Annotated in this window: 6 protein-coding genes; 1 reads left to right on the forward strand and 5 read right to left on the reverse strand. The window is 34.7% G+C overall.

Going from position 1 to position 6,405, the window contains the following annotated elements; translation table 11 throughout:
* Nucleotides 1–65: 65 nt before the first annotated feature.
* Entirely contained in the window at nt 66–434 is a 369-nt protein-coding gene (locus ACNQGB_RS10165) for a CoA-binding protein (RefSeq protein ID WP_309759605.1), read from the reverse strand.
* A 142-nt stretch (nt 435–576) separates the two neighbouring features.
* Here ACNQGB_RS10165 and ACNQGB_RS10170 point away from each other — a divergent pair, with 142 nt between their 5' ends.
* Nucleotides 577–1,209 (forward strand): MarC family NAAT transporter, encoded by a 633-nt coding sequence (locus ACNQGB_RS10170; RefSeq protein ID WP_309759602.1) that lies wholly within the window; start codon nt 577–579, stop codon nt 1,207–1,209.
* 48 nt (nt 1,210–1,257) lie between these two features.
* On the opposite strand, the gene ctlX is transcribed toward ACNQGB_RS10170, so the two are convergent.
* The 4 genes from ctlX to eno form a co-directional block, all read right to left on the reverse strand.
* Entirely contained in the window at nt 1,258–2,193 is a 936-nt protein-coding gene (gene ctlX / locus ACNQGB_RS10175) for a citrulline utilization hydrolase CtlX (RefSeq protein WP_417947049.1), read from the reverse strand.
* A 76-nt stretch (nt 2,194–2,269) separates the two neighbouring features.
* Complete coding sequence (locus ACNQGB_RS10180) at nt 2,270–3,184, reverse strand: dimethylarginine dimethylaminohydrolase family protein (RefSeq protein ID WP_417947047.1); 915 nt, start codon at nt 3,182–3,184, stop codon at nt 2,270–2,272.
* A gap of 64 nt (nt 3,185–3,248) precedes the next feature.
* The gene (locus ACNQGB_RS10185) at nt 3,249–4,532 is read right to left on the reverse strand and encodes a citrate synthase (RefSeq protein ID WP_417947045.1); all 1,284 of its coding nucleotides are present in this window, start codon (nt 4,530–4,532) and stop codon (nt 3,249–3,251) included.
* 154 nt (nt 4,533–4,686) lie between these two features.
* Entirely contained in the window at nt 4,687–5,979 is a 1,293-nt protein-coding gene (eno, locus tag ACNQGB_RS10190) for a phosphopyruvate hydratase (RefSeq protein WP_417947043.1), read from the reverse strand.
* Nucleotides 5,980–6,405: the final 426 nt, after the last annotated feature.

Consider the following 6,405-nt stretch of genomic DNA (forward strand, 5'->3'; position numbering starts at 1 on the left):
TATATAGAAAAATACTGTTTTATCAAAAGATTGAAATGGATAGCAGGAAATAGCTTCGAAAAAATCTAATACTGATTGGTCGTTAACAAAACTAATGTACACGCGACCTCTACTTTTATGTCATTCAATTTAAGCAATTGATAGAATTCTGGATTTTCAGTCCCTGGATTGAAGATTACACGTTTGGGTTTGGCCTCTACGATATAATTGTAATAATCGCGCTGGCGTGTTGGGTTTAAATATAGGGTAACCGTATCGATATTTTTTAATGGAATGGCTTTCGTCTGGATTTTGACACCTGCTACTTCGCCCGCATTTTGTCCCAATGCAAGCACTGAATGTCCTTTATCGACCAACATGCTTACCGCTTTAAAGGCGTAGCGTTCCGGTTTCGTTGTCGCTCCAAGTACTAGTGTTTTTTTATTCTTTGTCATTTTTAAGTAATATATTTGACAAAAGTAATCAAAAAGGTTTATTCGATTGGTAATTTTAAGGTTTAGTTGCTGCTGTAATAAAAACATTAGCCTAACATTAAAAAACAAAAAAAGAGTATTTTTACAATCTAATATAACAAATATGGACCTATTTATTTATCTGTTCGTCGCTCTTTTCTCTGTTTTAAACCCAATAGGGACTGTGCCTATTTTTGTGGGCCTAACGCAAAATGACACCAAAAAAGAGCGTTCTAGAATTTCATTATGGACAGCTATAAATGTATTTATAATTCTAATTGTGTCCTTTTTTATCGGACAATACGTCTTGCTTTTTTTCGGAATCAGCATTGATGCATTGCGTATTGCGGGCGGAATTATTATTGTAAGCTCGGGTTTTTCACTACTTTCAGGGAAATTTACTAAGAAACGAGGTATCAATAAAAAAGCCGAAACAGATGCACAACAACGAAATGATATTGCCTTGACCCCGCTGGCAATACCCATGCTAGCTGGACCTGGATCAATCTCATTACTAATCGCATTTTATCAAGAACACAACACGACAATGGAAATTATTATTTCCTCAATTGCGATTCTTGCCATTGCAGTTGCCATTTTTATCATTCTAAAAAGTGCTCATTATCTCGCTAAAATACTGGGAGCGTCTGGGATTATAGCGATTTCAAGAATTGTAGGATTCATTGTAATTGCGATAGGAATACAATATATTGTGAGTGCAATTATCAATATTATAAAAGGGAATCTCTCGATATAGAAATAAAAAAAGGCGGATAAGAATTTAATTCTTATCCGCCTTTTTTTATTATTTTCTTGGCAAGAAAATTTCAGCCATCATGCATCGGGCACTTCCTCCGCCACAGGCTTCAATGATATCTAAACTAGAACTTAAAATTTCAGCATGTTTTTCAAGCTGTTCGATCTGCTTGGGAGTTAATACTTGATGTGCCGCAGCACTCATAACCAAATAGCGTTTGTCATTTGCTCCACGAAGTTCCAACATGTTCCCAGCAAAATTATTCATTTGAGACTCGGTAATCAAAATGACTTCCTTCCCGTTTTCTTTTAGGTTATCCAGCACCATTTTGCGTTCTTTCTTATCATCGATACAATCCGAACAAATTACGGCAAAAGTTTCTCCCAGACACATCATGACGTTGGTATGATAAATCAATTTTCGTTCTGAATCTACAGTTTGAAACGCTTCAAAAATAACGGGTGCATAATCAAAATCTTCACAGAATTCAATAAATAATTCTTCGTCTGCTCGCGGTGAAAGAGCGCAATATGCTTTTGAATTGGTTCGGTCTAAGAGCAAACTTCCTGTTCCTTCTAAGAAAAAACCATCTTCCTCAGCACTTGTATAATCAACGATATTATTTATCACAAAACCTTTGTCTTCAAGCAGATCTAATATATCTTCACGACGTTCTGCTCGGCGATTCTCAGCAAACATTGGGTATAAGGCTACATCGCCATTTTCATGAAATGAAATCCAATTGTTCGGAAAAATACTGTCGGGAGTATCTATATCAAGGCTGTCATCAACAACCGTGACATCAACCCCAACAGCAGTCAATTTTTCTACAAAAGCATCAAATTCTTGTTGTGCTTTAGCATTTACTGTTGCTGGTAAAAGTCCATCTAGTACTTTTTGATAATAATTATTGACTGTAGTTTGCTCATTCATTCTAAACGCAACTGGGCGAATCATCAAAATAGAATTGGTAGTTTGTTTCATGATATTTTATTTTTTTATTATTGTAGAGACGCTATAGAAAAGAACTGCAGTGCGTCTCTACAGCGTCTCTACAAAATTATTCTCTAATTAAAGGCAAAGTAGTGCATCGCAGCAATCCTTCTTGTTTCGCAATTTCGGCATATGGAATTTCTTCCACCACAAAACCATTGTCACGCAACCAATTATTGAGTCGCGTAAAATTTCGTTCAGAAACCACAACATGGGTATCAATGGAGAAAATATTAGAATTCATATGGTACATTTCATCTCTAGTTAGGTGAAATAGGTTTTCTTTTCCAAAAAGCCCAACTAGAAATAAATAATCAGCCTCGTCCCGAAAACCATTTTTATAAATAATCCCTTTATCATTTCCTACAGGTTGAAAACAACAATCTAAATGCAAGGCGTTGTCTCTAGCTTCAATTTTTGACTTTACGAGGTCAAATTCTTTAACAATTTTATTTGGAAATAAATCCTTGAGGTACTGCACACCTTGTAAATTGGTTCGTGCAGTAATGTATTCTTTATAGTCGCTTCCTTTATAAGTTCCCACGAAAATATAATTATTCCACAACATCACATCACCACCTTCTATATGAACCTCCTCTGATGGACGAACCACTTTTTTTGAATTAATTGTTTCTATTAGATATTGAATAGCATCGAGTTCACGTTCACGATCGGGCAAAATATTAGACATTATAAAAATATCATCAATTACAAAACCGATGTCTCTGCTAAAGATTTGGTTATAATTTTCAATCATATCAGGTCGATACACCTGTACGTTATATTTTTTTAAAACAGCACTAAAAGCTTCCATTTCATCGATCATATCTTTCTCCGTTGGATATGTACCTGCTATAATATGCTCTAATGATTTTGGATCATATGCTTCGTCAACAGTCGGTGTCGGCCCATTATTATTTGCTAAACCTAGCACTACAGCTCGAAGCCGCGATGTTTCATTATGTACGTTTAACTCTAACATGTATAATAGCTTTTGACAAATATAAAAAAAGCTTCACAAAATAGTGAAGCTTTTTAAAGTGAATTTATCTTTTGTCGGATGTTTTAAAATCCCTCAAAGGATGACCAGTATAAATCTGTCTTGGTCTTCCTATTGGTTCTTTGTTTTCTCTCATTTCTTTCCATTGTGCAATCCAACCAGGTAAACGCCCAATAGCAAACATAACTGTAAACATATCAGTAGGAATTCCTAAAGCTCTGTAAATAATTCCAGAATAGAAATCTACGTTAGGATATAATTTTCTTGAAACAAAATACTCATCAACAAGTGCAGATTCTTCTAATTTTTTTGCAATAGCAAGAATTGGATCATCAACCCCTAAAGTAGACAACACTTCATCAGCTGCTTTTTTGATAATTTTCGCTCTTGGATCGAAATTTTTGTAAACTCTGTGACCGAATCCCATCAAACGGAATGGATCATTTTTGTCTTTGGCTTTGGCCAAATATTTATCTGCATCACCACCAGTTCTATGAATCTCTTCTAACATTTCCAGTACTGCTTGGTTCGCTCCACCGTGCAAAGGTCCCCAAAGTGCTGAAACTCCTGCTGAGATAGAAGCAAATAATCCTGCATGTGAGGATCCTACCATTCTTACTGTAGAGGTAGAACAGTTTTGTTCATGATCTGCGTGAAGAATAAATAATTTATCTAAAGCATCTATAACCACAGGATTTGGCGTGTAGGGTCCAGTAGGCAATTCAAACATTAATCGCATAAAGTTTTCTACATATCCTTTGGTATTGTCATAATAATTCAAAGGATAACCCATACTTTTTCTATAGGTCCAAGTTGCAATAACCAAGAATTTACCCATGGTTTTACAAACTGCCTCATACATTTCCTTTTCATTCTCTACATTTACTGACTTTGGATTAAAAGCCGTTAATGCGCTTGTCAATGCAGACAAAACACCCATCGGATGTGCTGTTTTAGGAAAACCATCAATGATGCTTTTCATTTCCTCATTGACTAGAGTATATTTTCTGATGTTGGTTTCAAAATTTTCTAATTCCGCTGCAGTTGGCAACTCACCAAAAATAACTAAATAAGATACTTCTAGAAAATGTCCTTTTGCTGCCAAATCTTCTATTGAATATCCTCTGTAACGAAGAATTCCTAGTTCACCGTCAAGAAAAGTAATTTCGCTAGTACAGGCACCTGAATTTTTGTATCCAGGATCAAGAGTGATTACTCCAGACAAATCACGTAATTTGTTAATATCAACGGCAACTTCATTTTCACTCCCTACGATAACAGGAAGTTCAAATTTTTGACCATCAATTTCTAATGTTGCTATTTTTGACATAATATAATTGGAAATAAACTTTTAAAATAATAATTTCCCAAATCTAAGGAATTAAACAATAATTAAAAAGAGAATACAACGATGAAACTGTTAAATATTACAAAAAAAAGCCACTCACGAGAAGTGAATGGCTTTCATCAAGAAATAATTAAAATTATTTTATCTTAAATGCATTCTTACCAGGAAAATAAGCAGAATTACCTAATTCTTCCTCAATTCTAAGCAATTGATTGTATTTTGCCATACGATCTGAACGAGATGCTGAACCTGTTTTTATTTGACCACAGTTTAGTGCAACCGCTAAATCAGCAATTGTATTATCCTCCGTTTCACCAGAACGATGAGACATAACAGAGGTATAACCAGCATTTTTAGCCATGTTTACCGCAGCTATTGTTTCTGTTAAAGTTCCAATTTGATTCACTTTAATAAGTATGGAATTTGCGATTCCTTTATCGATTCCTGTTGACAAGCGTTCTACATTTGTAACAAACAAATCATCTCCAACTAATTGTACTTTATCACCTATTCTTTCCGTAAGCAATTTCCACCCATCCCAATCATTCTCATCCATTCCGTCTTCGATAGAAATAATTGGATATTTAGCGGCCAATTCGGCTAAATAATCTACTTGCTCTGCAGAAGATCTCACTTTGCCCGTTTCTCCTTCAAATTTAGAATAATCATATTTGCCATTTGAGTAAAACTCTGCAGCTGCACAATCTAAGGCAATCATAATTTCATCCCCAAAAGTATATCCTGTAGCTTCTACAGCTTTTTTAATCGTGTCTAAAGCGTCTTCTGTTCCTCCAGCTAAGTTTGGAGCAAAACCACCCTCATCACCAACAGCCGTTGAAAGTCCTCTATCATGCAAAACTTTTTTCAAGCTATGAAAAATTTCAGTACCCATTTGCATCGCGTGAGAAAATGAAGTCGCTTTTACTGGAAAAATCATAAATTCTTGAAAAGCAATTGGCGCATCAGAATGAGAGCCACCGTTGATAATGTTCATCATAGGCACTGGCAAAGTATTTGCAGAAACACCACCCACGTAGCGATACAAAGGCAATCCTAATTCATTTGCGGCAGCTTTGGCTACAGCCAAAGAAACACCTAAAATAGCATTGGCTCCAAGATTGGATTTGTTTGGAGTACCATCTAAATCAATCATCATCTGATCTATTTGATTTTGCTCAAAAACAGAAACACCTACGAGTTCCTCAGCGATAATCGTATTTACATTCTTCACCGCATTCAAAACTCCTTTTCCGAGATATGCTTTTCCACCATCACGAAGCTCTACAGCTTCATGCTCGCCAGTTGATGCGCCCGAAGGCACTGCAGCTCTTCCTAAAACTCCGTTGTCTGTAATTACATCTACTTCAATAGTAGGATTTCCTCTTGAATCAAAAATTTGTCTTGCGTGAATTTTGATTATAATACTCATATACTAGATTTTAAAATATTTTACAAATACAAATATATTCTAACTTTTGGAATCACATTATGAAAATAATGAATGTTATTAACGAAAACGTTATAATTAGTCTACAAACAAATATTTAAATACTTTTTAAGTTTTAAAAAAAATCTGCTTTTGGATTAAAAAACAAAACCGACAGAAATAAACTAAAAAATACCAATAGAAACAAATAAAGTCTCCACACAATAAAAAGATTAATTCAATTGACTATATCTAGCTAATTCTAATTCATAAAAAAACAAATAGGCTAATGACTGAAAAAACTTCTAAATAAAACAATGTCTTGTCCTGAATAACCGATACAGATTATTAGATAAAAATATTTAATTAAACACTTGCAAAAACGTTTTTGCAAGTGTTTTTTGTTTTATATGTCCTCATTTTAATTTG

The organism is Flavobacterium frigidum, assembly GCF_048286795.2.

Bases quoted from the DNA above. Each gene is read 5' to 3' on its own strand.
- eno (WP_417947043.1), bottom strand. From the start codon at position 5,979: ATGAGTATTATAATCAAAATTCACGCAAGACAAATTTTTGATTCAAGA.
- ACNQGB_RS10180 (WP_417947047.1), bottom strand. From the start codon at position 3,184: ATGTTAGAGTTAAACGTACATAATGAAACATCGCGGCTTCGAGCTGTA.
- ACNQGB_RS10165 (WP_309759605.1), bottom strand. From the start codon at position 434: ATGACAAAGAATAAAAAAACACTAGTACTTGGAGCGACAACGAAACCG.
- ACNQGB_RS10185 (WP_417947045.1), bottom strand. From the start codon at position 4,532: ATGTCAAAAATAGCAACATTAGAAATTGATGGTCAAAAATTTGAACTT.
- ACNQGB_RS10170 (WP_309759602.1), top strand. From the start codon at position 577: ATGGACCTATTTATTTATCTGTTCGTCGCTCTTTTCTCTGTTTTAAAC.
- ctlX (WP_417947049.1), bottom strand. From the start codon at position 2,193: ATGAAACAAACTACCAATTCTATTTTGATGATTCGCCCAGTTGCGTTT.